At 67.9% G+C, this 711-nt stretch carries 1 protein-coding gene; it reads left to right on the top strand.

The genetic code is table 11. The annotated features are described in order from the left end of the window. Positions 1 to 711, top strand: a 711-nt coding sequence (locus HB393_RS24910; RefSeq protein ID WP_213807930.1) for a transposase, incomplete at both ends; no start/stop codon positions are given.

Here is a 711-nt window from a genome sequence, read left to right as displayed (position 1 = left end):
TCCGTCGCCATCCTCAACCCCCGCCAGGTGCGCCGCTTCGCCGAGGGCCTCGGCCTGCTGGAAAAGACCGACAGCCTCGACGCCGGCCTCATCGCCCACTTCGCCGACGTGCGCTCCAGCGCGCCCACCGAACCCGTCTCCACCAGCCGCCAGCAGCTTCGAGCCCTGGTCACCCGCCTGCGCCAGCTCACCCAGATCCACACCGCGCAGCGCAACCAGAGCCGTCTGGTGACCGACCCGTCCCTGCGGGCCATGTTCGACGAACTGCTGCGCATGCTCCAACGCCAGCAGCGCGCGCTGGAGCAGTCCATCGCGCATCTCATCGCCGAAGACCCGCTCTGGCAGCATCTGGATCCCGCCTTCCGCACCATCAAGGGGGTGGCCGACCGCACCGTCGCGCGCCTCATGGCCGAGATGCCAGAGATCGGCACCCTCCCCCATAAGAGCATCTCCAAGCTCGCCGGCCTGGCGCCCCTGGCCAACGACAGCGGAAAACACCAGGGCAAACGCAGAGTCCGCGGAGGACGCTCCGCCGTGCGCGAGATCCTGTTCGTGGTCGCCGGACTGGCCGCACGCTACGAACCCGACTTCAAGCTCTTCCGGGAACGGCTCGCCGCTGCCGGAAAGCCCCCCAAGGTCATCCGCATCGCTCTGGCTCACAAGTTACTCATCCGACTTAACGCCAAGGCACGCGACGTCAGACGCCAGATC

It is taken from the genome of Granulicella sp. dw_53, assembly GCF_018449545.1.
Lineage (GTDB): Bacteria > Acidobacteriota > Terriglobia > Terriglobales > Acidobacteriaceae > Edaphobacter.
The sequence above is the reverse complement of the archived record's forward strand: the minus strand, read 5'-3'. Positions and strand labels throughout refer to the sequence as shown.